Genomic DNA, 26,801 nt, shown 5'->3' with positions numbered 1-26,801 from the left:
TCTACGATCTTCAGCCATGACAGATTTTCGCTCAGCCACGTCTTCACCGCCTGGTGATAATCATTGAGATGAATCCCGTCACTCACGCCAGTTCCTCCTGTTCCGCCCCATTGCCACCCGGCCTTTCAGATCCGTTTCAAAATGCCGCAGGAAGATGTCCGGCAGCTGGTCAAAAATTTCATCTTCAATCGTGGTGTGAAGCGCATCAGAAACAGGCACCCGGGCTTCCTGAATTGGAAACCGGCTTTCTCCCTTCCGGGTAAAAATAGAGCGCCGGTTGTACCGGTTGACAATAAAGCCCTGCTCATAGTGCTGGGCCTGCATTTTGCCTTTGGGCGTAAAAACGGCCCCCAGGGGATTTCGCCTTGTTCCTTTTCGTTTGATCCGTCCTCTGAGATAACCCACGGGCATCTCATTGAGGCCGAACCACAAACGCAATTCGTCCAACTTTTTCTGTTTGCTGGGGCTTCTCAGCCGAAATTGCTGGAACCTCTTTCTGATGGCCTTGAGGCTTTTCACCTGCAGGTCATCTCTGATTTTTTTGTTCGCAAGTGAGCGCACCGTCCGTGCCGTGCGACTCAATGCCCGGTTATATGCGACCTTGACCTGACTTTCAGTGGCACCGACTATCTGCTGAATCGCTGCCAGCTCATCCAGGTCAATATTGAATAGAAGTTGTTGGGGATTGTTGTTCATCATGACGCCCTAAAATCAGCTTTGTCATACCCGTTCCATCGGGTTCCGGTGGCTTGGTCACAATCCATGTCAGGCCCGCAACGGTGAGAGTGTCACGTTGCGATATTCCGTCGGCATCCGTTTGCAACACATACAATTCAGGCTCACTGTCAGCGACATAACCCCCACCAGCAATCTGGCTCAAACTTGCAGGGTTGTTAAAAATCCCTTCAATTTCTCGGCCACTCTCGTTGAGGTGGATTGAGACCTGAGTGCCGAACCGTTTTAAAAAGCGGGCATTGGCCCGCTCCAGTTTTGACGCCCAACGCCCCATCATTTGCTCCCGAAATTGATACCAACCCAGACAAAGCTTTGTCCTGCTGGCGCTTCAAGCCATGCCTTCCCCGCATAGACGCCAGTGTTATCATCACTGATTGCACCGTCTTTCAGGTATACGGATGCACCTCGCAGGATCTCAACGGCAGAAGCCTTACCCAATTCATAGACACCGACGGTATGGCCCACCCCGATATCACCCGCAACCACATCCGTATGTGCTACGGCAACCATGTCACCCACCGCAACTGGGCTTCCCGCTGCAGTATCCACCGTTGCCGTAAATTCAATGGAGTGGCCCATTTCTACAAAATTCTTCGCCATGTATTTCTCTCTCAAAATCCGGACATAAAAAAACCGGGATTACCCGGTCGGTGTGTTAGCTTTTTGCCACGCCTTTGGCTTTGACCATGCCTCGATAATCCCGAGGGGCCACACCGGCATCGATACGTACTTTGGTGACCACACCATCGACATTAAATCCCTGCTGTTGCTCGATAAACGGGGTTTCCACGCCATTCAAATAAGCCACTTCAATCGTGTCACGGCCCCGGGCCGCGGTCAGATACCAATCCAGGGTTGCAGCATCATCCAAACGTGGCTCCGCAATCACTTCCGCGAAGTTTTGCAGCGGGTTGACCACACCGGCATTCACGTCTGCCCCTTTCACACTGGCAGACTTGATCACCTGATTGGCAGTTGTCTCCAGTGCTGTGGGTACCAGAACATAACCCGGACGAATATTAAGGTGACGCTCACCACTTTTCTGACTGCGCATCATCTGGCGGCCTTGATCCAATCCGGCAATGTCCATCGCGGTGGCTTTACTGATGTAGTTCTTGTGCTCTGCATCAAACAACTGCTTCCCATCATTCATTTGATAGCCATCCAGCAAAATGCCGTAGACAAGATCGCCAACGGTCGCCTTCGCAGCTTCCCCCATCAACATAGGCAGCTCAGTCAGTGCCTGGAGGTCATCATTGATAATGGTCTGGCGATCAATGCTGAACATCTCCCCATAGGTCGCCAGAGCAATTTTCTCACCACGCTCTCCGACCGTAGCGAACTTGTACTCAGCCCCAGGGCGCACTTTGCGAAGATTCGGGAACGCCTCCAGCCCTACCCGATGGGCAATCTTGAAATCCGTCAGCGTGCCTTTCATCGTCCAGCGCTCGAAAGTTTCCTCTGCACTTTCCCAACCCTGAAGCAGTGATTTGTGTGCGACATCCAAAAGGATCTGGCCAAAGTCACTGGTGCCATGGGTGAAGGCCATACCGACCATTTGCATCGGGTTATAGCTGGCCACCCCAATACCGCGCTCAGTCAAAGACATTCTGGCCAGCTCCCGAAGGGTCATGTGCGTATACGGGTTGTCACGGGCATCAGACGGCGCTGTACCATCGGCTTGATGGCCTGCGCGCATCATCAGTGCCGCCCGCATCGCATCCCCCACTGCATTGCCGTTTCCGGCAAAAATATGAGGGGAAGCACTGACTGTGTTTGTCGGCTCTGTGCCCTTCCCTAACGCTTCCAGCAGCTTGTCTTTGACCTGCTCTTCGGACAACGAGACGTCAGCCAGACAGTCATTCATCAGTTCCATGTGCTTGTTCCCGAAACTGGCAAACAGGTTTCGGATACTCGTGTTCCGCGCCTGAATATTGGCAAGGAAGTCGTGACTGTTATTTTCTGGTGCAGGCGTCTGCGTTGGCTCAGGCTGACTCACAGGAACTTGCGGTGCCTGGCTACGTGGATTCATCAGGTTTTTCAGGGTGTCAGGCATTTTTTCAAAATCCTTCATACGATTAGAGTTAAAACATGCTGCGGCATGTAAGGGTGAAACCAGGGTATCGGCAAAACCAGAATCCACCGCCTCAGCGCCGCTGAGCCAGGTTTCTTCATGGAGCAGAGATGCAATCTCTTCAGGGGTTTTGCCTGTTTTCTTGGTGTATGCAGAAATGAGTGTGCTTTCGACTTTATCCAGCAGTTCAGCGTAACGGCGCATGTCATTGGCATCCCCGCCCTGAATACCCCAGGGCTTATGAATCATTAACATCGCGTTTTCAGGGATCTGCACTTCATCCCCCACCATGGCGATCACTGATGCCATGGATGCCGCCAGACCATCAATCTTGACGGTGATTTGCGCCGGGTGTTGGTCCAGCAGGTTATAAATTGCCATACCTTCAAACACGTCACCGCCTGGTGAATGAATATGAAGTGAGATGTTTCGGATATCGCCCAAGGCTTTCAGATCATTGGCAAATTGCCTTGCGGTGATCCCCCAGCCTCCAATTTCATCGTAAATCCAGATGTCTGCGGCTTGGTTCCCGCTGGCCTTGATTTCAAACCAGCTATTCATCACTGGCTGCGCTGTCGCCGCGCTGGCCATTGCCCTCGGCACCATCAGCGCCGGTCGCTTTTTTCTCACGGGGCTCTCCTGTTGTGGTATCAAATTTCAAACCTTGTTTTTCGAAGTAGTCACGCTCGGCTTTGATTTGCCGGAACACTTCATGTGGGTTCTTGCCACCGGCACGTATCCACTGTGCGTGGCTGGCACCGCCACCCATCACGCGTTCCTTCCAGGCATCAACCTCTTTGACCGGATCGATCCAGGGCATCACCGGCCCGAGGTAAACCGCATCGAACAACGTGCTGCGGTCCACTTCGTCAGGAATTTCCAGACCGTTCAGCAGCTCCATTTGCAGCCACTGCCGATAAACAGGACGGGCCCAATGCGCAATAAACCACTGCTGCAGGACGGTCACCCCATCCCAGCTCTCCACCAGCTCCTGCCGCTGAGAAGAAAAAGTACCGTTATAGTCTCGGGCAACGCTGGAATAACCAGAGCGAGTGCCGGCGGCGACCATACGAATCTGGCCATTACGAAACTCTGATAAATGAACATTCGGGCGGTTTGATTCAACCATGCCCAAATCTTCCCCGGGCTTGAGGTCATCGAAAATCATGCCGGGGGCAATGTCGATTTTCCGAGGGGTCTGAGCAGTGGATGAATCACTATCAAACAAGGCACCATCCCCTTTTTTGATGTAGAACCCCAATGCTGCAGCTATCCGAGCAGCGACCCTTTCAGCTTCCTCATAGTCTTTGATGTCAGAAAGACGGGTGATCACCCCATGAAGAATGGAAACGCCCCGCACCTGGTGAAGCCGACGCCGGAAGGCAAGATGTAACATCCGGTCCGCTGGCACGGCTTTGGTCTTAAAGCAGATCCCTGTAGCATTCCCCGGATGGTCGTATAGCTTCAGGTACTCAATGGGCTGGCCCCAGCCATTGAGCCGGATACCATGGCGAATGCCTTGGCTCACTTCGCTGAAGTTGTAAGGCACAAAGTCAGGCTCTAATGCTTCAATTGAAAAAGCTGTGCCGTTTGGATTCGGATGAACCAAACCTGCAGCCTTTCCCACTACCAGCTGGCCAAAGCATTCCCCATCCCGTAAAGCAGTCCGCAGTACTAATCGCTCAAGCTCCGGTCGCGCAAAGACGCCCGTCACTTCGGGACGTAAAGACCAGGCAGCCCATCGGCGCCTGAGGGCATCCGCCAGTTCATTATGAACGGTTCCATCGGTGTTCAAAGGTTGAGGCTCAACCATAATGCCATCCGCCCCAATCACCCGATCTTCCAGCTTATCGAGCAGCCCGATCACCAAGTCATGGTTTTCATCCAACCAGCGGGACTGCTCTCTGAGACTTTGACCGGCCATCCCCAACGCATTATCAGCACTGCGGCTTTCCCGTTTCGCTTTATGTAGCCGTGACGGTGTCGCCGCCTCATACGCCATGATTTGCGCCCGGGCTTTCACCCGGCTGGCTGCCCAGCTCGGAAAAAGGGGCACCAGGGCTTTATCAATCAGATTCATGTAAACCTCGCCAGCGCGTATTGCGGTCGCTTACCCCGTTGAAAAACAGCCAGCTTGGTTTCCCACTCCTGGCGGGCTTTTCGGATATCACTCAAGTTCTCAAGGGTCAGCGTTCTGCCTTCAAAGGTTGTTGATTTTCCGTCTAAAACGTCCAGCTCCGCCTGAATACAGGCTTCAATCATCTTTTCACAAAGCGCTCGGTTTATAGCCATCCGCCACTGCCTCCGGGACTTCCGCCATCGAGCCAGTTTGATGCAGTAACCACGGGCTCCTGAGGTGCTTGTGGTTTGCGTATCACCGGTGTCTCGTCGGGGAAATTATCTTCAATAAATTCAGGAATATTTTCTGCTGAGAACACATGGGGATTAACTGCCCACTCTGTGGCCCAAGGCTTGGGCTCATCCCAGTTCATTTTGTCGTAGCCGTTCAGAATCGTGATTGCATCGCAGTAACACAGCAGGTCAAACGCTTCGTTTGCTCCCTTGCCGGGTTTGCGCCATTTGCCATCGGCACCACGTTCTTCATAGGTGAGTTCATCGAAAAACCATTCCCCCAACCAGCGGGGAAAATGCACATACCCGGGGCCAGGAGTGGTCCTTCGTAATGCATTCGTAATTCGGTCTTTTAATTGATCGGTCTGAAGTAAGTAGAGCGGAACATCACCCCGGGCCTGCGCATGACGATCGCCCCGGCCCGTGTTGTCCGGGTAAGATTTCGTGATCACTTTCTGGCGCCGGGTAGAGTCCCCTTTGAACAGATAAACTTTGCGATGGATCCGGTTCCTGCGGCACCACCGCCAAAAGGCGTATGCGTTATCAGAAACGCCATCTTCGCCCCCGTGGTCAACGGCCATGGCCATGACCTGCATTTCCCGGCCACTGCCATCATCAAGCTGGTAGGTTTTGAACAGAACCTCTTCTGCCAGCAACTTCCAGTCTTCCGGATAACCACCGGGATCAACCGGTTCAGCAACCCCATCCTCATCACAGCGCTTGCTGTGTCGAATATTCCAACGGTCAATGACCCAGCGTTCCCCGTTTTCGCCGTAGCCAATGAACTGGCAGACAAAACGCCTGTTCTTGCCCCCCTGAACATCCACTGCAGCAACGATGAACCGGACACCTTCAGGCACCGTTTTCTTTTCCCACTTTTCAGCCCGAGCCATCAGCTCTTCACTCTGGCGTTGCTCTAAGGCTGCCTTCGGTAAGTAAGGTCTTCCCCAGTCGGTATTGACGACCGTTCGCAGGGTTTCTTCACTGCCGGTCCGGTCATACTCCTGTTCAGCGGTCAGCAGCTTATAAACCAACTGCTGCCAGCTCTGGTAACCCGCAGCGGGCCCTTCCATCCAAAAGGAAGCGATACGGGAGCGCCTGCCCTGTCCTTCAACAGATTGGGTTGCCTTGTTCCAGGTCTGTCCATCACGCAACCATATCCCTTTCCCATTCAACTCCCGCTTTTGATCCGGCTCTATCAGGCCCTGACAATGAGGACACTGAACCCTCGCCGATTCACTGGCCAGCACCGGATCTTCAATGCCTTGATAGCCGGTCATATTGTCCAGTTCCGGGCGGAAAGCATCCTGACAGTGCGGACAAAGCCAGTACCATTTGCGCCGGTCCCCCCGGTTGTACAAGGAAAGGATGCCGGTGCAAGGCGGGGCTTCATGTTCAGATGCCTGCCGCCATTTCAGATCTTTGACATCTTTACCGGGCGAGGACTCAGCCAGCGTCATACCAGACGACATGAAAGTGGTGGTCCGTTTGGAGCCCAGAGAGAACCCGTCCCCCTCCCCATCAATGCTGTCCTCCCAGCGGTCATAGTCCGTGATGGCCACAAACCGATAATCAGAAGAAGACATGATGTTGACCGATGGCCATCCTATCTTCAGATAGTTGCCAGCCCGGAACACCTTGTCATGAACATTGTTATCGTTTGAGCGGGGACTCAGACGCTTGGCCACTTCAGGGGAAACACGAAACATCCGCTCCAGTCGCTTACGGGAATATTCCCGCGCTTTTTCTTCCGTCAGCTGAACTACCAGCATGTCGGAAGGGTCACAAACCACGTTGTAAGCCACCCAACCATCCACCAGTCCGATCGTTTTCCCTGTTCGGGCCGGTCCGACAAAAATGACTGCATCGTATTCGCGGCTGGTGAGGCAGTTCATTGGCTCAATCACATAGGGCGTGGTTTGCGGGTCCCATTGCACTGAGTTCCCCCCGCCAATCGGCACTCGCATATACTTTGCAACTGCATCAGCAACGGGCATCCGGTTCGGCGCTTTGAATAAATGAGAGACATCACGACGAATGTCAGCGGCACTGGCAAGCATTAAGCGGCATCCTCTTCGTCTTCAATTGCACCCGCTCGGAGCGCCATCTGATCACGTAAGTCATCAATGGAACCCTGCACTTTTGAAACTTGTGACGGTGTCAGACCGCAGTCCCGCTCCAGGACATCCGGCAGGGTATCGAGCACCTGAATCACAGCCTTTGCCATTAAAGAAAATTCACGAGCAACATCGCTGGAATCCAGAAGGTTCCCGAGTTCCCGCTCCAGCTTGACGCGCTCGTTTTCGGACTGAAACCAGGCTTTCCGTGTTTCGGGGGCCATCTCATCCGGATCATTGATCCCCGTCGCTTTTGCTGAATCTGCAGCAAAAATCGCAGGCATTGCATCTTTCAGGGCATAAACGAAATTGCCCTTTTCTTTCCGGGATGGATGGACATGATTCTCGCGAAGCCGTTTGGCAACCGTGTTCCGGCTCATGCCAAGAGATTCCGCGATTTTCGAAATAGACCACTCAAAGGCGCCAGAAATCTGAGTTATCTCACTCACAAGTCATCACCTTGAGGTTGTTTTAAAAAAGGAAGTCAGAGTGCAGGTTGAGCAGGTCGGATCCCGCAGAAACACTGGGATTACCCCCACCTGCTGCTGCTCTCCCTAGATGTGCAAAAAAATCAGTTTTCCCGCGAGTATGTACCCCCGTGGTGCTCAGGCTCCGGGGGAGTACCTTCCACGACGTAAGTTATTGAAATTAAAGGCCAACATTATATTCATCAACACACATATTCAACGCTTCGATATACAGATTCAGATTGGTAAACGCTCGCTTCGGATAGTACACGCCACCATCTGGCGTTGTGTACCATTCCAGTTGCGGCGCGACGGGCTTACAACTGACGCTCGTCTTCCCGGTTGACTGACACCCGGCCAGCAGGCTGGCCGAAGCGATCAGAATGAGCATCCGTTGGGCACTCTTTAACTTCATCCAGCCGTTTCTCCTTATCTGTGAGTTTTCGCTGTCGTTCATGCCGTTCCCAATGCCCAGCCACACGATTTAAAAGCGTGAGTAGAGCCGTCAACCAGGTTGGCATCACTTGGTCCTCAGCACTTTCCGGGAACGTGGATCATTGAATGTTCCATTCGAACTGTGACGGGCATTCCCTGCAGCCCATTCCAGGAAAGTAATGAGCCAGTTCGGTAAGACCGACATCGCATCCGGGCTGATGAACTGCCGAACAATGGTCCAGGTATAACCCGCCACGCAGATACCACCGAAAACAACCGCGCCCCAATACTCGCCAAGGAACTGCTGCAACAGCTCAGAAGTTTGTACGACTTCATTTGCCATTGTTGTCCCAGGGATTGCGAGTAATGCCACCAGCGATAAGCCAATGTATTTCATGGTGTTGCCCTCCGATAAAAAAGAAGCGGCCCGATGGCCGCCAAGTGACTTTCAAGAGAACTGCTCAATTAATTCGAAATGCGGCCCGTCATAGCTGCCCCGTTGGTGCTCATCCCGGCTATCACCGTTCTGATTCCAGTCGCCGCCCCAACGTAGTTTCACACCGACTCGTTCAGCTGCTTTAAACATCGCATCTTTCACTAACGGGCATTTATCCCAGGCAGGCTGACCACCCTGCAGCGGAACCAGGTCAACCGCATGGCTAAAGCCATCTGGTTGAACGAGATGTTTACTGCTGAGTGTCCAGGTACGTTTGGGTGTGCCGTAATAGAGTTGGTGCTGTCGCTCTTTGGTCCTGACAGTTTCCGAGACCGTGAAATCAACATCAGATTCACTAATGGCGATTGCGACGCATGCAGCGAGTGAAGGGTGTAAACGGTGGAGACGGCCAAGGCTTCGTTTGCCAAGGTAATACATGAATCCCCCTTGAGTGATTGAATCTTTAAGCCTGTTCAGCTCTTTTTCCCAGCCAGCGAAGCGCAAACTCCCTGACTTTTTCTGTACCAATGAAGCCAACCATGCCACCAACAAAACTTGCTGCTGATATCGGCAGGCCAATCAAATCCAGTCCACTGGTGAGTGTTAAACTCAGCAGACCGCACAGCAGACCTTCGAGAACAACCTGCCGACGCGAGCCACGGCCATATATCACCCGAACAACAGCCACAGACACGGCTAACACAGCGCCATATATTGTTGGTGAATGATGAGCCAGCCACGTCAGCAATGCCGCCCAAAGGTTCGGGTCTTTGTCTTGCATTACATCTCCGTGAATTTCAGGCATAAAAAAACCGCCCCGAGAGGCGGTTGGTAACAATGCTGTACACTTATCCATACTGGATATACATACATTAATATGCACCGTTTTAATTTTCAATAGTCACTTTAAACATTTTTCGAGCAAGGCGATCGTATTGAATGAGCTGGGAACGAATGGTTTCAACATGTTGGGACCAGTCAGACCAATGATTCTGGTAGCAGCGCTGTCGCTTCTTCTGAAAGGCTTCTGAGTCTTCGCCTTTATCCAGACAGTCCTGCTCCACCAGCGCACGGATCAACAATGCCTTTGTTGCAGTCGGCTGATACTGCAGTTCCTGTTTGAGCTTTTGGCCTACAACGGTCCATTCGGAAATCTCTGCACCGGTGGCTTGCTCTAATGCCAATCCACCAGCAATCACAGGCAACATTGCTTTCACTCGGTTAAATGTCCGTTCCTGAATGTAGACACCTTTGCATGCCCAGGACATGACCCAATCATGGAGCACATGGTTAAAGAACCGCTCCCGGTTTTGTTGGCCATTCCAGTATGGTGAGGCATAAGCGAACATACTCCAGTCAGCTAGATGGGCGGCCTGTTTTCCGATACGGTCAATCGCAGCCAGCACCTTTGCCCCATCAATTCGGGATGCAATTTCTCTGTCAGCAGCACCAAAGCCACCGCCACCAGCGCCCTGATTATAAGAAGAACGGACGCCTTCAGTTGCCATACCGATCGCAGCTGACATGTCCCATTTTTCGATGTTTGTTGCTAGGCCCATGATTATCTCCGAGTGTTGATACACCCAAATTATCACACCAAGCACTGTATATAACAACAGTACCAGTAGGACTATAGAGATAGGATTAACTCACAGGAAAGATAATTAAATAAATTAAGCGCAGGCTATCAACACACTCTAAATAACCTGCATAACAACTGACTTTGGATAGGTAAACTTTATAGATCTTGCTCAGCAGCACTAATCAATGTATTGCACTCTGATTTCCAAAGGGAAATATCTGATACCAACTGGGTGACAGGGTCTACCATATCAACTTGGTGTTCAGAAGCTTACGTTTTTTAGCTCAATGAAATATAGATTGTGAAAATCCAGAGAGATAACACTCTGTTTTTTATCAGAGATCACGCATTAAGGTCTCAAATTCATCTTCAGCATCATGAATAAGCTTCGTGAGTTCTTTAGCGTCCTTGCTGGAAAGCTCAACCTGCCAGCATTTCTGCTTTGGTTTACCGTGTTTCTGGCAGAGTAAGACAGTGATTTTGCCACTTTTGTTGAATGTTAAATCTTCAAAGTCACCATCTAACTCTCGCTTTTCATCTTTAACATCAATATGAAGCTTTCCCAAGGGATTGACTGTAACCTGGGCTTTTGGATGCGTTTTCCCAGCAAGAATATAAGAGCGACGCTTGGCGAACATGCTATTTACCCCATGTAGGATGGATGGAACGTATACCTACACTGTAGTTGTAGTTAGCACCGGCGCCAGCACAAATCATGCTTGGTTGATATTGTTCAAACTCTGTCAATTTTAGTCTGCCTCTTATCAAGACCGTACTACAATCACCCACACCTCACCTTAGGCCCCCCCCCCAGCGAGTCGTGTACTGAGGCGACAGCAGCTCCCGCCTCATCGCCCATTTTTGCTCAATGCCCTGAGCAGCCAGGAACATGGAATTGCTACCGTATTTCTAATTGATACTGTCAAAAACCTTCATCAGCGCTGGATTAGACGGTGACTCATTGAACAAATCACCCTGTGCATGCTTTGCACTGGTCATAGCAATGAATCAAACTCCCAGCTTGTAGTAGCGAACACCTTCAGCAAACAGCTCATCGACTTTAGAGATGAGTGCCTGAATGAACACTGGTTCAGGGACCTTCATCATGCCCGAGAAATTATCAGTGCCTGGCGGTTCGATTAGAATGAAAACCGCCCGCACTCAGCACTGGAGTATCTTACGCCCTCGGAAATTGCCGCGACGGTAAGAACCCATGGCAACAAACACAACCAAACGGACGTTACTAAGGACAGACTGGACTAGTTTTTGGGGAGCAGGTCAGCCCCACTAGGAGATGAAACTCAGTACATCAGCCCAAAACCAGAACACCAAGCAGCCAATCGAGGTTGCACTGCATTAGGATGTGATAAAATAGCTAAGTGCCACGATGTATGAATTCATCTTTTTTCATCAAAACGTTTAAATTTTTTCTGATGATTTCCTTATAAAATCATAACCGTAGAACTAAATGAAAATATGGCCGAGGACTCAACTAAATATTTTCAATTTAAGGCTTATACTTAAAATAGCTCCGTCGATTTGAGTTGTTTTTTCATTGTGAAACAAGTCTCCTATCACAGTAATTTTCGATCCCTTTCGTTTAGCTTCTGCGACAGCCATCTTGAGTGACTATGAAATAGCTCTAGTTATCAGAAGCTTACCATATACATTAGTCGAGGTATATATATCTGACAGAGAAACTGGATCAGTGAAATAGTTTAACGAGGAATAAAGGCTTTGGATTTATCACCAAAGATAATGATGGCCAAGATATCTTTGTCCACTTCCGCTCTATTTCTTCTGGTGGGTTTAAGACCCTGCTGGAAGGACAAAGAGTGAATTTTGAAGTTGAACCTGGTGATAAAGGCACACAAGCTACAAAGGTGGCTCTCATCTGAGTATAGCTGAAGGCTTAGCGATCATAAGTTTTGCCTTCCTTGTATTAATGAGTCTAGTTCTTGTTTAATGGCAAAAAAATCCACTTCAATTTCTTCCATCGATTAAATTTTAACTCTGAACCTTTCTGGTTATAGGTTTTCATCCAATTACAACTCTTTGGAAATAGGAAAATAAAAATGTCACAGAAAACATCGCATCGCTATGACAAAGCAGTTCCTTTATTAATGGTCAACCGCTACTGAAAGGAAATAAACCATGATTCCTACCAATGAAAAAACATGGCGTCAAAAATATCAAAGTTCACTGAATGTAAAAGGCACCGAATATAGATACTGGTCATTAAAAAAAATTGCTCAAGATTATCAAGTAATCCTGTCCAAAGTTCCCTTTACTAAGCGTCTTCTTATTGAAAATGTAATGCGACAATCCTCTGAGTTAAAAGAGTTATCTCGGATTATTGAAGCATTGTTCTTTAAAAATACGTCTTCCGATTCCGAGAGTGGCGGTAACTCATCAGAATTTAGTTTCTATCCTAGCAGAGTGCTGATGCAGGACTATACCGGGATACCTGCTTTGGTCGATCTAGCCGCGATAAGAGATGCTGTAGCCCAAGGGGGCGGAGACCCAAACCATGTAACCCCTACGTGCCCGGTAGATCTTGTCATAGACCACTCGTTAATTGTTGATCAGTCAGGTTCAGAATCATCGATACATACGAATCGTGAACATGAAATGGCACGAAATAGAGAGCGCTATACATTCCTAAAATGGGCACAAAAAAATTTCCGTAACTTGACTGTGATACCGCCCGGTAAGGGCATATGCCATCAAGTGAATTTGGAGTATCTATCACACGTTGTTCGTAAAGACGAAAATGGAGTGTTAACACCAGATACTGTTATAGGAACAGACAGCCACACGACTATGGTAAACGGTTTAGGCGTGTTGGGGTGGGGAGTGGGCGGCATAGAAGCCGAAGCTGCAATGTTAGGTCAACCGCTCAATATCGCTGTCCCACGTGTTGTCGGAGTGCGTCTTGACGGGCAATTGCGTCTCGGTGTTACAGCGACTGATCTGGTTTTGACGATTACAGAAAGGTTAAGGTCGCACGGAGTGGTCGGTAAATTTGTTGAGTACTATGGTTGTGGCTTAGCGCATTTATCTGTGGCCGACCGAGCTACTCTTGCCAATATGGCCCCAGAGTACGGTGCCACCTGTGGTTTTTTCCCGATTGACGATAACACTATTGCCTATTTAACGCTTACAAACCGACCTTCTTCACTCGTTGATAGAGTGCGTGCTTACGCTCAAGAGCAAGAACTATGGTGGGATACAAACAGTCCTTCACCTGAGTATGATGAAATTGTAGTGGTAGATTTATCTGCTGTCGTCACCTCAATAGCAGGACCAAAACGACCTCAAGACAGACTTAACATCAGTGCAATTAAGCAAGCGACTCTTGATCAATGTTCTCTTGAAGGTACCTCAAACTCAGACCATTCAGACTCATCTAGGCACTTAAAGCATGGGGATGTAGTCATTGCAGCCATCACCTCATGCACTAATACATCGAACCCTGCCGTGATGCTGACGGCGGGTTTGCTTGCTAAAGCAGCAGTTAAGAAAGGACTGTCTGTCCCTAGCCACGTCAAAACTTCTCTCGCACCCGGATCATTAGCTGTCGCTCGATATCTCAATGATACGGGTTTGCAGCACTACCTCGACCTGTTGGGATTTCATCGAGTTGGATACGGCTGCACCACATGCATTGGTAACTCTGGCCCACTGAAAAACAATCTTGAAACCGAGATCTTGGATAACCGCCTGAACGTATCGGCGGTATTATCAGGTAATCGAAACTTTGAAGGCAGAATACATCCATCTGTTAGCCTAAACTGGCTTGCCTCACCACCATTAGTCGTCGCGTTTGCGTTAGCGGGTACGACCTGTATTGATTTAGAAAACGACCCAATTGCTATCAATAGTAACAATGAGCCTGTCTATCTAAGAGATCTGTGGCCAAGCCAAACCATGCTGGATGAAATGCTGAATCAAGTACATGAGAGCCACTTTAGATTGAGCTATAGCGACATTACTGAAGGTGATGAAGAATGGGAACAATTGTCAATGAAAGACAGCCCCTGCTACCCTTGGGACGAAGACTCCACTTACATACAACGCCCTCCGTTTTTGGAAATACCACCGCCGACTTTTCCTGTTGAATCAGCGCGTGTATTAGCCATTTTGGGGGATTCGATTACAACCGACCACATTTCACCAGCAGGCCTCATTTCAGAAAATAGTCCGGCGGGCCAATATTTGCTTTCAAAAAACATCGCCCCAGAAGAGTTCAATAGCTATGGTTCACGCCGAGGAAATCATCACATCATGGTTCGTGGGACTTTTTCAAATGTACGTTTGGAAAACAAAATCGCCTCCCCAACTATAGGCGGTGTCACGCGATGTTACGGCGATACCAAACTGGATGACTGTAACATGTCAACCACTGAGAAAGCGCCTCCAGTCATTCCTATTTTCGACGCCAGCAGGAGGTCAATCGAACTTAACGTTCCTTTGGTAATATTTGCCGGCAAAGATTATGGTTCAGGTTCTAGTCGCGACTGGGCGGCAAAAGGATGTCTTTTGTTGAATATAAAAGCAGTCATTGCGGAATCCTTTGAACGGATACATCGTAGTAATTTAGTCGGTATGGGCGTATTGCCTCTTCAACTGATGCGGCCAGATGAATTAAATTCACTAACACTAGAAGGTAATGAGACTGTTTTTATCGCTCCAAATGAACCGCTTAAGCCCTTACTAGAGATGAATATTATCGTCGTAACCGCTGAAGGAACGGAACATTCCATTCCCGTTATTGCACGTATCGACAACCCGAAGGAACTAGAATATTTCAACTCAGGAGGCATTCTTCAGTATGTTCTGAAGCAACTGCAAGTGAACATACCTAACATGCCATAGTGAAACCTCATCTCTCTGGGGACGGGGTAGCGGCTTCTACGGTAGTTGAATAGCCGTTGATTATCTATCTCAGGAATTCGAAGTGTAACAAACTTTGGGGCAAAAGCTATTCAACCGCCCCCATATCCAACGCCTTCTTAATCGTCGCTTTCACATACTCTAACTGCGAGCCATGCTGCTGTTCCCAAGTTTTTGGGTCATGGTGGAACTTCTGATGTTCACTGGCTAGCATGGGCATGGTGAACAGGTCATGCGCCTTACCGCCCATCTTGCCTTCGCCGTGCCCGATGAGGTGATGAGCAACGACGGGATCCAAGTCGCTCCCTTTTCGACCACTCACACAGCACGGCAAAGAACGGACGAATTTTAGATAGGCTTCAGACTTCCAAGTATTCGCTTTGGGTCTTGCCATAAACATTGCTGGTGGTTCGGCATCTACCACCACCTTCTTCACTGGCTTTGCCAATCGCTCAAGCGCGTCAGACGCCGGTTCAACATATCTGGCATGAGTCGAGCGCTTAGCCCCAAACCCAACTCGTTTGTGTGCTTCCTCTCGCTTGAAAACGTCATCCAAGAAAGCATCTGGCAAGTGTGGATAGACTTCATGCCTGACGGCCCACCAGCATAGCTCAGCGGACGTTAAAGCATGCTTGCTCCCTAACCCAAGCTGCGAAGCCACAACGCTCAGTGCCCACAGCAGCACATTACGTCTTGCCAGCTGTTCACTCGTCTTGCTTTGAGATCGGCGTGCTTCATTGTCGTGATGCCAACAAGACCAAACTGCACCGCCAGCACATTCTGTAATCGTCAAGTTCTTATCGCAGTAAATACCATCACCCAGCTGGCAGTGCTGAATCTGATTGAGCCAGAAACTAAACCCATTCCCTAAACGCTTACGTACTTCAGAATGATTGAAGAACGGGATGAGCCGATCGTCATCCACCAGCGAGCTGCTTTGAGTAGCCTGGATTGGCTGATTCAGCTTACCGCTCGGGACATTCACGAAACTTTCTGGCAATGGCATAACCACTAACCTGTTCCCTTGACTCATCTGAGCCAACTCATTCAATAATGATTTTCCGGGCTTGAACATCATCAAGCCCAGCTCAGGTTGTAGAAATGGCTGTAAGACTAACATTTAGTCCGCTCCTCTCAAGAACTACGCTGACGAGCTTTATCAGCCTGATGTTCGACTGGCGTTAACGGACTATATGAACTCTTCGTCTTTATTACCCTTGTCGAAGCGGTCATGGCTGTAAAATTTCGTTCAAAGTCGAGCGTAACGTTTTTCCCTTCCGCAACCATTCGCACAAACCCTCGAATGATATTTTCCGAAAACTTAAACCAGCCGCGTCTTGAACCAAGTGCATTTTCAACAATACAGCCAAACTTTTCCTGTTTTAATTTTGAAAATTCTTGCTTGAATTTCTTTTCGTCAAGTATCTCAATTCCAACAGTTTCAACTTCACCAATAGCAAAATCAACTCGTGTCCGGGTATCCAACACCTCCATAATTTTCTTATACGAAAAATAGATATGCGAATATTCACGAATCAAATCAGCTGAATCAGCCATAGCCCACAGGATATGGTGAAGGTGCTCAGAACGCCCCAATGTAGCCTTGTCATAGCTATTACGTAAAGTTTCTGCGACTGACTCAATAGCTTCATTCAAAGCTGTGATGAATTGATCATGTGTCACCTCTTCAACCACCACATCAGCTCGGAAGGCCTCTTTCAAAAGCATTTCGCAAAGGAGGTGAACATAACTTGGGAATCCATCGCTCAGGCCAGCAATTTTGTATCGAATATCGTCTGGAATTTTTACACCAAATCGGTCAAATGCAGCCTTAATTATCGCGTATCTCCCATCCCACGGCAGAACATCAAGCTTTACTTGGTGTAATTGCCGAGAGCTCGATAAATGCCCATGCAACAAATCATTAAGCGAGTCCCCAATACCAGTGAAAATAATTTTCACTTTCGAGCCCATATCACCCAACTGTTTCAGTAATATCCCAAACTCACCACGTACTGATTCGGGAACCTGGTCGAATTCATCCAAGACAATTACAGGTGTTTCTGAGTGCCATTCCGACAACGAATTCAGTGAAAGCGCTGCAGTCAATGTATCTACAATTTCAAAATCAGTTGGCTGACCATTTACCTCAGAAGTATGCTCATACTGCATGAAACTTGGGCCTAGCTTAAACTTTCTGTTGTACTTTGCAGTATCAACATTCGCTTTTGCATATGCCATGATCACACGAGTAATACTTGCAAGTGTTGACGTCGGCTCACCACTCACCAAGATCGGTTTGTTATCTGATGACTGAATCACATAAGCGACTGAATGAGCCAGCGATGTTTTTCCTACACCTCGATCCCCATAAATAAATGCATGACGCCCCTTGGCATGTAATGCCATTTCAATATCATCAACCTGCTTTGCACGACCAAATAGTTGATTGATGTTATCAATTGGATTTGCTGCTGACAGTACTTCATGCAGCACTGACATAAATTCTTTTCTATCAAAGCCTTTAATAGACATATCGAATCCTTTTTTTAAATTATTTTACCATGAGTGCAGTTGCATTTAGATGTTTTCACCTACACTTTTCGGGGGATCAACTTGCCAGCCACAGCTTACTGCTGTGCCCTGTTTGTTCGTTGTTCGTCATTTGGATATTCGCCCCAGCCTTACGAGCCTTGTCCAACAGGCGGGCCAAAACACACACATGCACACCCAGTTCTTCACACAGCTCGACAGGGCTCCATAGCTTCCGGCGTGATGCCATCAACCGACGAAGATCCTTTTCACTTGCCATGCTTGCCTCCCAGTTGTTCGACGAGTTCCTGACGTTGACGGGTTAGGTTTTCAATTCGGCGCTTACAGGATTCAATCGCCTCCTGAGTAGCGTTCCAGTCAATCGCACGCAGCATTGCCTGATTTTCGTTGTTAATCTCAAGCTCCAAATCACGGATCTTGTTTTTCAGCTGAGTTCGCTCATCCGGTTTCGGTTTGGCAACAGGTTGAGCCGATACAGCCACAAAGCCCTTGTCCTGCTCGCGTGCCAGCCAGGCATTGATGAACTTCCGGATCCCGGATTTCGTCTTTCGGCGCTGAGGGTTCGCAATCAGCCAGCCAATCATGTTCCGGAACTGCTGGTGAACATCAACTGCCGGATACAGCTCAGAAAGCACCGTCAGGTCATCCTGATGAATCGGGTACATCGACTTGTCATTCAAAATCAATTCAAAAACAGGCTGCTGTTCGTCGGCATCGAGCTTGCTCGGTGCATTCAATGACGGATCTTCTATTGGTGGATCTATTGATGGTTTATAGCCGGATTCCGACCTACCCCCCGTCGAAATCTGACCTACCCCCTCAGGCTGTTTCGTCTGTTCGAGATTCGAACGTTCAAATTTCGAATGGACGAAATTCGTCTGTTCAAAATCCGTCTGTTCATCCGCAGTCTTCTTCAGCAGCAGAACCGGCAACTGATACTGATTGTTTGATCGAACCAATCTGCCCGTGTCCGCCTTCTTGAAACGGTTCTTCTTGAACAGCCAACCACCCTTTTCCAGTTTCTTGAGCGTGGATTTCACAGTGGTCGGCGATACACCAGACTTACGGGCAATTGTGTCGATAGAGGGCCAGCAAATGCCCTCATCATCCGCATGGTCAGCCAGGCAGAGCATGACCAACTTGTCAGAGCCCTTGAACACTGGGATATCCCAAACGTAACTCATGACCTTAACTGACATGCTCAACCTCACTTTCTAAACTGATCCGAGTCATTACACGACTCCTTCAAATACTGCTTTGGCCAGCTGACGACAGATTTGCACCGGCTGCCCTTTTACCACCATGATGTAGACGAACTGGTGGCCTTCGAAGCGCACTTTCAATGTTGCTCGTTGATTTTTCTGTGTTAATATTTTCATATTGACGAAGAGGTAAATAACAATAAAAAGTTCATGACTATACTTTTGGCTTCTAGAAGCGCTCGCGACTTGAAGCCCCCTTTTCCATCAATTCCAACCGACGTTCACACTTCTTCATCAGTAATCGCAGCTGCTCAGCTTCATAATCACTCGAACTCTGAAACTGCTTATCCATTACCCGGAGACTTGATTGCGTCATTTGCGCTACCTGTTCGATGGTTACCCAAAACTCTTCATTCATCACACGCTCTCCCCGTATACCGCATCCAACGCATTCATCGAGGTCTCAAACACGGCCATATACTGGCGCTTAATCTCGGTGATCGCTTTGCGCTCCACTTGATCAATCTTCCCATCCACCAGCGCTTCAGAGATTGTTTTATCCAGCAGGCCCTTCACGCCATTTAGTTTCAGCTGCAGTTCAAACAGCTCTACATTGTCCAGTTCAGAAACATTCGGCATCTCAACCACCAAGTGCCCGGTTTGCCGTGCGAAGAAATCAGCGACATAGACCGTGTTATCTAAGCTCGCGATCAACGCAAGCTCATCAACATTGAAGAATCTGGAGCCTTTCTTTTCGTAAAGATGGTTATTGAAGCTATCAACCGACATACCCAGCATTGCTGCAACTGCTTCCCGTCCACCTGTCACATTCTGAATTGACTTTGTAACCATCTCTTTCTTGTTCACCATTTCCTCCTGAGGTTGGTAGTTTTGTTACTTTTCAAAGCTCTTTATGATTCGCTTGTGGATCAGGGAAGACATCATCGAAGGAGCAGCTTGCTCCTAATGCATTCAGTGCATTTACAACTTTCCAGCACATATCGATGCTCGGTGTACGTTTACCTCGCTCGAAGTGGGCTATCGCTCCTTGAGTAATTCCTGCTTGTTTTGCTAAAGCTGCCTGGGACAATCCCAACTGCAACCTGATCTGTTTTAAGTTCGACATATCATCTCCTTACGCATGAACGAATATTACATATTGTAATTTTATTGCACAAGGAAATATTACGTTTTGTGAGTTTATGGATTTATTACATCCTGTAATAATCATGACTATGAAAAGACACTGGAATGAACTAGCTAAAGCTAGAATGAAAGAGATTGGTGTTACGCAAGAGCAGCTGGCAGAAATGCTGGGTAAGACTCAAGGCGCGATAGCCCATTGGCTCAATAAACGTAGAGAGCCAAGCATCTCTGACATAGCTAACATCATGAAAGCTCTCAAACTTGAAAGCTTGGTGTTAGATTCTGAAGGCTATGTTGAATATTCAGCTGATTCGATCAGCAATGTAATTCCAGTTGTTGGAGTGGATACTGAATACAAATCAGACTTCCCTGTAATAAGCTCAGTTGCTGCAGGAATGTGGGCTGAAGCTGTAGAGCCATACCAGATTGAAGAGATTGACACATATTTGCCAACTACAGAACGCGTAAGCGAGCGCTCTTTTTGGTTGGAAGTTCAAGGCGATTCCATGACATCCGCAGCTGGAATCAGCTTTCCTAGTGGCACTATGATCTTAGTTGACCCTGAAATCGAACCAGAAAGCGGCAAGCTCGTTGTGGCTAAACTCACAGATGTTAATGAAGCCACATTTAAACAGCTCATCATTGATGCGGGACAGAAGTTTCTCAAACCTCTCAACCCTTCTTACCCCATCATGCCAATCAACGGAAACTGCAAGATTATCGGTGTAGTGAAGGATGCTAAGTTAAAGCTTTTCTAACCTATTTTAATACAAAATGGACCGCCCCTTAGGGCGGTTTTTTTGTGCCCACACGCATAAAAAATACAAATTGTATTTACAGATAAAAATACAATTTGTAATATCAGCTCATCTTCATCAAACAGGACAAGCAGATGAGCAACAACCACGAAACCTTCATTGCCGATAACATCCGCAAAAAGCTACTGCTCGAAGGCTATAAATCCCATCAGATAAGCATGGCCGTTGAAGCTGGCATCCGCCATTACCATTCTGGCAAAGCCAAAACTGGCCAGGTCTTCAAAGAGTGCCTGGACCATGCCCGTGCTTACCTGAAACGCAAAGCGGCATAGGTAACATAATGGCAGCGACTTACGAAACACAGCACGGCGCTGTTACAGTCAGCGCTCCTTATTTCAGCTTCGTTCAATGCAGAGAAGTCATCAGCCTAACGCTAATCAAAGACGGGAACCAAGGCTGGGGTGTATCCAAAGAATTCCGTGCTGATACCGAAATATCACCGGAGTTCTTCCAACTATTCGCACTGGAAGCGAGCCGTTTACTCTGACCAATACTGAGAGGTGACCTATGAGGCATATCCCACTAAAAGACTGGGCAATCGAGCATTTTGGATTTGCTCCATCACCTGCAACCCTTTCTACTTACGCGAAAACCAAGCAGATATCACCAGCCCCGGTAAAGTTTGGTGGTAAGTGGATGTGTGTTGAGGATGCTAAATTTATCGGGCTCGCAAAATCAAATCATGAACCAATAACAGATCCACTCGTCGCAAGGATTTTTAACGATGGCTGCGCGTCCACGTTCTCATAACATCACAACCCCTAACCTTTACCAGAAACTGGATAAGCGCTCTGGGAAGGTTTACTACCAGTACCGTGACGCTCGCTCAGGCAAGTTTCACGGTCTGGGTACAGACAAGAATCGCGCTGTTGCCGTTGCAAAAGAATTGAATCTGCGAATCTCGGAGCAACTGGTTGAGCAGTACCAGCACATTCTGGATGTAAACCCCGCCAAAGTCGCCAAGAAAGGCATCAGCACCAAGCAGTGGTGTGAGAAGTATATGGAGATCCAGCAAGATCGCCTGGATGAGGGTGAGATTGCGATCACCACATATAAAACTCGTAAAACTGCAGTCAATGTTCTGACGACTCGCTGCAAGTCGGTCGGGATAAAAGACCTGGATACAAAAACCCTTGCCACGATCGTGGATGAATACAAGAAGTCAGGCAAAGCCCGTATGGCTCAAGTGCTCCGTTCCGTGTGGATAGATGTGTTCAAAGAAGCTCAACATGCTGGCGAAGTTGATGCTGGCTACAACCCTGCCCTCGCCACCAAAAATCCGAAGGCAGAAGTTAAGCGCGCCCGATTGCTTGAATCTGACTGGAAGCCAATCATCTCAGCAGCACAAATCAATTTGCCTGATTACGTTGTGAATGCCATGCAGCTGGCACTGACTACAGGCTTACGCCGTGAGGATGTGTGCGCAATTCAATTTAAAGATGTCCGTGATGGCTTTCTGTATGTCGCCACCAGCAAATCAAAACGAAAAACAAAGCTAGCGTTCCCTCTTGAATTGACCAACCCACTGCTTGGAATCAGCCTTGGAGAAATCATCGCAAATTGCAGAAGAAGTAAGGTGGTGTCGAAATTCGTTATCCACCACACCAAACCGGTGCAACAGGTAAAACCTGGCCATCGAGTAAACGTAAACACGATTACACGCCACTTCGCCACGGCCCGTGATGCCACCAACCTGAAATGGGAGGGAGAGCCGCCAACATTCCACGAGATCCGATCATTGGCAGAACGTACCTATGACAAAATAGGCGTTGATACCCAAGTATTACTTGGGCACCGTGACCGCCGTATGACCGACAAGTATGCTGACATGCGCGGTGGAGAGTATGTGGTTGTGGGGTTAGCCAATTAAACAAGAGAATGGTGTCTTTCTACTCCCCAAAATCCGGGTGAATTTCACTTTTACCGACCAAATGCAACTGTATCTCAGAACGATAGTGGTCAAGCCTAACGTCTCAGAGATACCAAGACATTTTTCCAGCTTTGCCAAACCTGATCCATGTACGAAGCCAAATTCCCACTAATATTGTAGGGTCTTAAGACCCTATGGCAGGCCCGGTAAGCACCTTTCAGCCATAGGGTATTGAACCAGGCTCAACCAACATATCCATTTGCTGAACATTGAAGGAGGCTTAAAGATGAGAAAGCACATCATGCTCATCCCACTGGTAGCTCTACTGAATTTAACGGTCACCACTGACGTTGCCGCACAGCAAGGCATGACCTGGCATGGGAGTGGTGGATGGGGGCCCCATTCCACTTACGGAATGATGTATGACAACCAGGCCATGACGGAGATCAGCGGCGAAGTGGTTACAGTAGATAGAATTACCATGATGCACCAGATGCAAGAAGGCACCCACCTGACCGTCAAGACCGGCCAGGGTAACGTCTCCGTTCACTTGGGACCAGTGTGGTACCTTGAGAAACAAGATGTGAAAATCATGCCCGGAGATAAGGTAAAAATAAAAGGGTCTCGAATCACCTTTGACGATACCCCAGTAGTGATTGCCACAGAAGTTCGCAAGGGGAACCAGGTCTTAATGCTTCGGGATCCTAACGGTTATCCAGCTTGGAGCGGCTGGAGACGACAGCAGTAAATCAAAGCCGGGAGCTAGCTGTTTGTACAAATCAGCAATCATTGGCTCTCGTCTGAGTTATCCTTAGAACCACATTTCAGCTGGTGCACATCTCTCATGTCACCAGCTGCTCACTCCGCGATTTTCCAGCATCATTATTGTCTATACGCACATATGGCTTGCTCATCGTTCTACTCTTCAGGAGGGTTTAATCCTCATTACAAAGCCAAATTCAGGATTCGCCCAGAGGTGGGCTGTATCAGAATTAAATTTACCTTGAGAATTAATGGTAGATGAGGCATCTAGCGTCTCATTTGATCTTTTATTAAAGTGAACAATTGCTCGCTGTAACACATAATTGGACATAAATGAGTCGGTGAGATTACTAATTTAGTGAATCATGGATTAACCATGTTTATTCAAAGAATTATTATTTAATTAGATTATGACATTCATCTCTCAAGGTGGCTAATTTCACTGCATTGCTACAAAGTCTGAAAAAGTAACCAATCTACATTGGTGTATTTAGAGTCTAATTTCAAAGCTATCGGCTTTGCAGCTAAACCGATGTAAGTTTGGCTCGATGAGCCAATGTATGAAACCGTTTTTGGGGAAGTCAGATGACCGCCTATTATTATCATTAAGCTTCTATAACTTGTATGAATCGCTCTCTTCGCATTTCTTAATATTGTAATTCGATCAAGCCAACTTGTCCTAGGAGAAGCATTAGGGTGAGTATGCCAATCTCCTATGTAGTATTCCTTTCCCTGAGACTCGTTAAAGTGCCTTTCGGCTTCCTCAATATGATACTCGTAATCGGGAGTATATGTGAATTTTCCATGCTTTGCTGTGTGACCAGGCCCCACGACAGCTGTTACAACCCAATGCTCCACTCCCTCAGATGTATCTCTATATCCAAGAAGAATACCTCCCGTTTCGAAATCGAATTTATCGGCTCTCTCTAATAGCATCTTGGTGTATGTATCATTTCGAATCCATACTTTAATCTCTTTTAACTGGTGTGACATGAACAGTCCGGATGCTTATTAAATGTAAAAGTCAGAGCAAGAGGATCAGAATGCGTATTTTTGTCACTTCTAAGATTTATATTTATTGCATGCCAATCAACCTTCGGAAAGCCCGTCTCGCACGTTAATGAGCCGATAACAGCTCTAACCGCATGCAATGAAACTAAGTCAGACTCAAAGCCGTATCCCTCTGATGTCAGAGCACTACAACCTCCAGGTTGAATGTTGCTTCCTGAATCGTCACCATTAGGCATCGGAAGGGCGTTCTCGTGTTGATACCTTTGTAAGCAAGACCAGCATGGGCCATCAGGATTGGTTAGATTCCATACCTCTCCTCCCCATGTACCAGGCCTAGTTGTAACTACTACTGAAGGTGCATTCAAAGCATTAAGCCGATGGCTTAAAAAATAGCTAACACCTTGTTCCGCTGATGCATCAACGATAATGTCAGCATCCTCCAAAGCTTGTACTGCAAAATGACTGTGTTCGCTCATAGCAGGGCAACCAAAGGCATGATAAATTGGCTCTACGGCCGTGAATGGATAATTTTCCTGAATGTACGAACGTAAAGCGTGAACTTTTGGGAAGCCACTGTATTGCAGACCAAGTGCATATCTGACTGATGTGGTTGCATCAATAGTATCCCCATCGATGAGATAGAGTTTCTTGATTCCAGCCTGAGCTAATTTAATTGCTATGGTGCTTCCTAACATCCCGCAGCCAACAATGCAGACTGATTTAGAACCCAGCTCTGAAATTTCGGGTATTCGAGCTAGCCTGTTACTGGTACGAAAGTCTTCAAATTTTAGAGGTGTTACTTGGGCGGAGCCCTTTCTTTTATTTTTAGTGGCCCTATTCCCTTTGCTACCAGAAGGCTTTACATGTACCGCTCGCCATGCAGTTTCATAGACACCTTGTTGTACTTCTTGCTCGAATACAGCAGCAAAAATGAATTCATCTGTACCTCTACATTTTGATTTAAATAAACTTTCATTAACTAGAAGGCACAACGTTTTGGGATCATTAAGCTGGCGGACAACATCAATGCTTGTCGCATCAATTTTTTTCCAGTACCCCTGCAGTGAGTGATTTTTACCAAAACTTCTCAGCAACTCCGGTGAATTTTCGATGCATTTGTTTGAAGTATCAGACACTTGTGATAGTACAAAACGAAATTCACTTGATAATGAAAGACGATTGGCCAAGAAGTTGCCATTATCTATTTCGCTAGGTATCACAATATCTGGCACTATAAAAACAGATTCAGGGTGGCTGACAAGATAACTAGAATACGGTTCGCCTTGCGGCTCTTCATTTTCAAATGCGTACGTACTGCTAGGTGCATTAGCAATAACAAATATTTTCTTGAGGTGATCAAACAGTAAGTCCGCCATATACGTTTGGGCTTGCCATCCAGTTTGACCAGCTAAAAGGCATAGTTCACCTGAAATTGGATTGTGGTGTCGTGGCAATGTGATGATATCAGGAGAAAGGTATGCGTAGCCTTTAAAGAAGGGATATTCTGGTGGGAACTGGACCTCTATAGGGTACTGAACATCGTTGTACGTGTAAATTATTTGAACTACACGCGATCCGTATTCTGCTTGCTCAGTAGTTGTAACCTCTTGAGGATCCCAACCATTATCTGCAAGTTTTTGAATTTCTGTTTCGTACCTTTTCGGCCAGATTTCCCACCATTTCATATTTAACCCACCTTACGCCCATGGCCAGGAGTTGGGGCATTACCCGGCCCTTGGCCATTACTGTGATCTGGTGGAGTACTATCAGGTTTGCCATGGCCTTTGTTTTGGCCAGGGGCATTATCTTTGTTGCTCATATCGAATCCTCTTTGGTTACGTTTAAGTATCCTCCTCAGGGATACAATATACTCTATAGGTTTCACAGTGGCTTATTTCAATGGGAATGACAAAATTAATTAAATGAATATATTGATAAAGTAATCATTAACAATCACACCTAGTGAAACTACATCATAGCTATGATTGGAAATGGCGATTAATGAAACAAACCTAACTCGGAACGAAGCCTGAAACACTATCAAATTGATAAGCACTTAGTTTTACAATAGAAGTATTAGATAAGCTTAGTCAAAGGAGAGCATGTGGAAATAATGGGAGTTTTAACTCTATCACACAATGGGGCAATTCTCTTTCAGAAGACACTCCTCAAAACGTATGAAAACCTGTGACATGGTAACTAGTAAACCAGATAGCTGCACTTGGGTTATGAGGCCGCGGGAACATGCTCTCATTTTGGAGGGGATATTTTGGAGGGATTTTGGAGTGCGATATTTACTATTTAAAATCATGGACTTATATGAACATCACCTGCTGCCCATACAA

The 26,801-nt window shown here is 47.6% G+C and carries 31 protein-coding genes and 2 pseudogenes; 9 read left to right on the top strand and 24 right to left on the bottom strand.

Features of this window, described 5'->3' with window-relative positions:
- Positions 1–78 precede the first annotated feature (78 nt).
- The 15 genes and pseudogenes from ACYP03_RS17225 to ACYP03_RS17155 form a co-directional block, all read right to left on the bottom strand.
- Positions 79–696: a phage tail protein gene (locus ACYP03_RS17225; protein WP_459781269.1), complete on the bottom strand. Its 618-nt coding sequence runs from the start codon at positions 694–696 to the stop codon at positions 79–81.
- Entirely contained in the window at positions 659–1,009 is a 351-nt protein-coding gene (locus ACYP03_RS17220; protein WP_459781268.1) for a head-tail joining protein, read from the bottom strand. The genes ACYP03_RS17225 and ACYP03_RS17220 overlap by 38 nt, the downstream gene beginning before the upstream one ends.
- Positions 1,009–1,335: a DUF2190 family protein gene (locus tag ACYP03_RS17215; RefSeq protein WP_036749007.1), complete on the bottom strand. Its 327-nt coding sequence runs from the start codon at positions 1,333–1,335 to the stop codon at positions 1,009–1,011. The genes ACYP03_RS17220 and ACYP03_RS17215 overlap by 1 nt, the downstream gene beginning before the upstream one ends.
- A gap of 55 nt (positions 1,336–1,390) precedes the next feature.
- A complete protein-coding gene (locus ACYP03_RS17210) occupies positions 1,391–3,439 on the bottom strand; it encodes a ClpP-like prohead protease/major capsid protein fusion protein (RefSeq protein ID WP_459781267.1) in 2,049 nt (682 codons plus the stop codon).
- Entirely contained in the window at positions 3,363–4,889 is a 1,527-nt protein-coding gene (locus ACYP03_RS17205; protein ID WP_459781266.1) for a phage portal protein, read from the bottom strand. The genes ACYP03_RS17210 and ACYP03_RS17205 overlap by 77 nt, the downstream gene beginning before the upstream one ends.
- Positions 4,886–5,101 carry a hypothetical protein gene (locus ACYP03_RS17200; protein WP_152547928.1) on the bottom strand — a complete coding sequence of 72 codons (216 nt, stop codon included), beginning with the start codon at positions 5,099–5,101 and terminating at the stop codon, positions 4,886–4,888. The genes ACYP03_RS17205 and ACYP03_RS17200 overlap by 4 nt, the downstream gene beginning before the upstream one ends.
- On the bottom strand, positions 5,092–7,221 hold the full coding sequence (locus ACYP03_RS17195) for a phage terminase large subunit family protein (RefSeq protein WP_459781265.1): 2,130 nt from the start codon (positions 7,219–7,221) through the stop codon (positions 5,092–5,094). The genes ACYP03_RS17200 and ACYP03_RS17195 overlap by 10 nt, the downstream gene beginning before the upstream one ends.
- Positions 7,221–7,727 carry a DUF1441 family protein gene (locus ACYP03_RS17190; RefSeq protein ID WP_051641880.1) on the bottom strand — a complete coding sequence of 169 codons (507 nt, stop codon included), beginning with the start codon at positions 7,725–7,727 and terminating at the stop codon, positions 7,221–7,223. Before ACYP03_RS17190 ends, ACYP03_RS17195 begins: the two co-directional genes overlap by 1 nt.
- 199 nt (positions 7,728–7,926) lie before the next feature.
- On the bottom strand, positions 7,927–8,160 hold the full coding sequence (locus ACYP03_RS17185; RefSeq protein WP_459781263.1) for a hypothetical protein: 234 nt from the start codon (positions 8,158–8,160) through the stop codon (positions 7,927–7,929).
- 105 nt (positions 8,161–8,265) lie between these two features.
- Positions 8,266–8,577: a hypothetical protein gene (locus tag ACYP03_RS17180; RefSeq protein WP_459781261.1), complete on the bottom strand. Its 312-nt coding sequence runs from the start codon at positions 8,575–8,577 to the stop codon at positions 8,266–8,268.
- A gap of 51 nt (positions 8,578–8,628) precedes the next feature.
- Positions 8,629–9,054 carry a M15 family metallopeptidase gene (locus ACYP03_RS17175; protein WP_459781260.1) on the bottom strand — a complete coding sequence of 142 codons (426 nt, stop codon included), beginning with the start codon at positions 9,052–9,054 and terminating at the stop codon, positions 8,629–8,631.
- A 25-nt stretch (positions 9,055–9,079) separates the two neighbouring features.
- On the bottom strand, positions 9,080–9,397 hold the full coding sequence (locus tag ACYP03_RS17170; RefSeq protein WP_152547927.1) for a phage holin, lambda family: 318 nt from the start codon (positions 9,395–9,397) through the stop codon (positions 9,080–9,082).
- A 106-nt stretch (positions 9,398–9,503) separates the two neighbouring features.
- Positions 9,504–10,175 carry a hypothetical protein gene (locus ACYP03_RS17165; protein WP_459781257.1) on the bottom strand — a complete coding sequence of 224 codons (672 nt, stop codon included), beginning with the start codon at positions 10,173–10,175 and terminating at the stop codon, positions 9,504–9,506.
- A gap of 358 nt (positions 10,176–10,533) precedes the next feature.
- The gene (locus ACYP03_RS17160) at positions 10,534–10,836 is read right to left on the bottom strand and encodes a hypothetical protein (protein ID WP_459781256.1); all 303 of its coding nucleotides are present in this window, start codon (positions 10,834–10,836) and stop codon (positions 10,534–10,536) included.
- A gap of 154 nt (positions 10,837–10,990) precedes the next feature.
- Positions 10,991–11,095: pseudogene (locus tag ACYP03_RS17155) on the bottom strand (DUF4113 domain-containing protein); the annotation flags it as partial.
- 162 nt (positions 11,096–11,257) lie between these two features.
- On the opposite strand from ACYP03_RS17155, the pseudogene ACYP03_RS17150 reads away from it, so the two are divergent.
- The 3 genes and pseudogenes from ACYP03_RS17150 to acnA form a co-directional block, all read left to right on the top strand.
- A pseudogene (locus ACYP03_RS17150) lies at positions 11,258–11,461 on the top strand (integrase core domain-containing protein); the annotation flags it as partial.
- Positions 11,462–11,943: 482 nt separating this feature from the next.
- Complete coding sequence (locus ACYP03_RS17145; RefSeq protein ID WP_459781273.1) at positions 11,944–12,096, top strand: cold-shock protein; 153 nt, start codon at positions 11,944–11,946, stop codon at positions 12,094–12,096.
- 256 nt (positions 12,097–12,352) lie between these two features.
- Positions 12,353–15,076 (top strand): aconitate hydratase AcnA, encoded by a 2,724-nt coding sequence (acnA, locus tag ACYP03_RS17140; RefSeq protein WP_459781254.1) that lies wholly within the window; start codon positions 12,353–12,355, stop codon positions 15,074–15,076.
- A 106-nt stretch (positions 15,077–15,182) separates the two neighbouring features.
- Here acnA and ACYP03_RS17135 read toward each other — a convergent pair whose 3' ends face one another.
- The 7 genes from ACYP03_RS17135 to ACYP03_RS17105 form a co-directional block, all read right to left on the bottom strand.
- Positions 15,183–16,214 (bottom strand): DUF968 domain-containing protein, encoded by a 1,032-nt coding sequence (locus ACYP03_RS17135; protein WP_459781252.1) that lies wholly within the window; start codon positions 16,212–16,214, stop codon positions 15,183–15,185.
- Between the two features lie 14 nt (positions 16,215–16,228).
- A complete protein-coding gene (locus tag ACYP03_RS17130) occupies positions 16,229–17,629 on the bottom strand; it encodes an AAA family ATPase (RefSeq protein WP_459781250.1) in 1,401 nt (466 codons plus the stop codon).
- Between the two features lie 76 nt (positions 17,630–17,705).
- Complete coding sequence (locus ACYP03_RS17125) at positions 17,706–17,906, bottom strand: hypothetical protein (protein WP_459781248.1); 201 nt, start codon at positions 17,904–17,906, stop codon at positions 17,706–17,708.
- On the bottom strand, positions 17,896–18,846 hold the full coding sequence (locus ACYP03_RS17120; protein ID WP_459781246.1) for a helix-turn-helix domain-containing protein: 951 nt from the start codon (positions 18,844–18,846) through the stop codon (positions 17,896–17,898). Before ACYP03_RS17120 ends, ACYP03_RS17125 begins: the two co-directional genes overlap by 11 nt.
- 232 nt (positions 18,847–19,078) lie before the next feature.
- Positions 19,079–19,267: a hypothetical protein gene (locus ACYP03_RS17115; protein WP_459781244.1), complete on the bottom strand. Its 189-nt coding sequence runs from the start codon at positions 19,265–19,267 to the stop codon at positions 19,079–19,081.
- Complete coding sequence (locus ACYP03_RS17110; protein ID WP_459781242.1) at positions 19,267–19,719, bottom strand: YmfL family putative regulatory protein; 453 nt, start codon at positions 19,717–19,719, stop codon at positions 19,267–19,269. Before ACYP03_RS17110 ends, ACYP03_RS17115 begins: the two co-directional genes overlap by 1 nt.
- 31 nt (positions 19,720–19,750) lie before the next feature.
- Positions 19,751–19,975: a helix-turn-helix transcriptional regulator gene (locus ACYP03_RS17105; protein WP_459781241.1), complete on the bottom strand. Its 225-nt coding sequence runs from the start codon at positions 19,973–19,975 to the stop codon at positions 19,751–19,753.
- A gap of 76 nt (positions 19,976–20,051) precedes the next feature.
- Here ACYP03_RS17105 and ACYP03_RS17100 point away from each other — a divergent pair, with 76 nt between their 5' ends.
- From ACYP03_RS17100 to ACYP03_RS17075, 6 genes are all read left to right on the top strand, one after another.
- A complete protein-coding gene (locus tag ACYP03_RS17100) occupies positions 20,052–20,753 on the top strand; it encodes a LexA family protein (protein WP_459781239.1) in 702 nt (233 codons plus the stop codon).
- 134 nt (positions 20,754–20,887) lie between these two features.
- Complete coding sequence (locus ACYP03_RS17095) at positions 20,888–21,085, top strand: hypothetical protein (RefSeq protein ID WP_459781237.1); 198 nt, start codon at positions 20,888–20,890, stop codon at positions 21,083–21,085.
- Positions 21,086–21,093: 8 nt separating this feature from the next.
- Positions 21,094–21,300: a hypothetical protein gene (locus ACYP03_RS17090; protein WP_459781236.1), complete on the top strand. Its 207-nt coding sequence runs from the start codon at positions 21,094–21,096 to the stop codon at positions 21,298–21,300.
- A 20-nt stretch (positions 21,301–21,320) separates the two neighbouring features.
- Positions 21,321–21,563, top strand: coding sequence for an excisionase (locus tag ACYP03_RS17085; RefSeq protein WP_459781234.1), 243 nt, complete (start codon positions 21,321–21,323; stop codon positions 21,561–21,563).
- Positions 21,538–22,683, top strand: a complete 1,146-nt coding sequence (locus tag ACYP03_RS17080) for a phage integrase Arm DNA-binding domain-containing protein (RefSeq protein ID WP_459781232.1) — start codon at positions 21,538–21,540, stop codon at positions 22,681–22,683. The genes ACYP03_RS17085 and ACYP03_RS17080 overlap by 26 nt, the downstream gene beginning before the upstream one ends.
- Before the next feature lie 286 nt (positions 22,684–22,969).
- The gene (locus tag ACYP03_RS17075) at positions 22,970–23,431 is read left to right on the top strand and encodes a hypothetical protein (RefSeq protein WP_459781230.1); all 462 of its coding nucleotides are present in this window, start codon (positions 22,970–22,972) and stop codon (positions 23,429–23,431) included.
- Positions 23,432–23,895: 464 nt separating this feature from the next.
- Here ACYP03_RS17075 and ACYP03_RS17070 read toward each other — a convergent pair whose 3' ends face one another.
- Both ACYP03_RS17070 and ACYP03_RS17065 read right to left on the bottom strand, forming a co-directional pair.
- Positions 23,896–24,438 (bottom strand): Mov34/MPN/PAD-1 family protein, encoded by a 543-nt coding sequence (locus tag ACYP03_RS17070; RefSeq protein ID WP_459781229.1) that lies wholly within the window; start codon positions 24,436–24,438, stop codon positions 23,896–23,898.
- Positions 24,423–26,141, bottom strand: a complete 1,719-nt coding sequence (locus tag ACYP03_RS17065) for a ThiF family adenylyltransferase (protein ID WP_459781227.1) — start codon at positions 26,139–26,141, stop codon at positions 24,423–24,425. Before ACYP03_RS17065 ends, ACYP03_RS17070 begins: the two co-directional genes overlap by 16 nt.
- Positions 26,142–26,801 lie beyond the last annotated feature (660 nt).

The sequence above is a fragment of the Photobacterium sp. R1 genome, from assembly GCF_054600795.1.
The sequence above is the reverse complement of the archived record's forward strand: the minus strand, read 5'-3'. Positions and strand labels throughout refer to the sequence as shown.